This is a genomic window from Methylophaga sp. UBA1464, assembly GCF_002325665.1.
GTDB lineage: Bacteria > Pseudomonadota > Gammaproteobacteria > Nitrosococcales > Methylophagaceae > Methylophaga.
The window spans coordinates 19,030-19,396 of record NZ_DCSO01000035.1; the positions used below are offsets into that span (position 1 = coordinate 19,030).

Sequence of the window (367 nt, forward strand, 5' to 3'; positions counted from 1 at the left end):
ACAGATAAAAACTTGCTTCAGGCTGAGTCACATTCATTACCGGTGACAGAATATCGAGCACGGCAGTGAATTTTTCTCTGTACAAATGACGATTATGTACAACATGAGCTTCATCTGACCAGGCGGCAATAGAGGCTGACTGGGTTGAAGGAGGCATGGCACAACCATGATAGGTGCGGTAGCGCAGGAAAGATTTCATTATTGTGGCATCACCCGCAACAAATCCGCTGCGCAGCCCAGGTGCGTTGGAGCGCTTGGAAAGACTGTGAAATACCACACAACGGCTTAAATCTGTATAACCTGCGGCAACAGCTGCCTGCAGCAGACCAACTGGTGGCAAAGCTTCATCAAAATAGATTTCGGAATC

1 protein-coding gene is annotated in these 367 nt (G+C 48.0%); it reads right to left on the bottom strand.

Translation table 11 applies throughout. The features are described from left to right. Positions 1 to 367, bottom strand: a 367-nt coding sequence (locus B3O33_RS03600) for an aminotransferase class I/II-fold pyridoxal phosphate-dependent enzyme (protein ID WP_292362950.1), incomplete at both ends; no start/stop codon positions are given.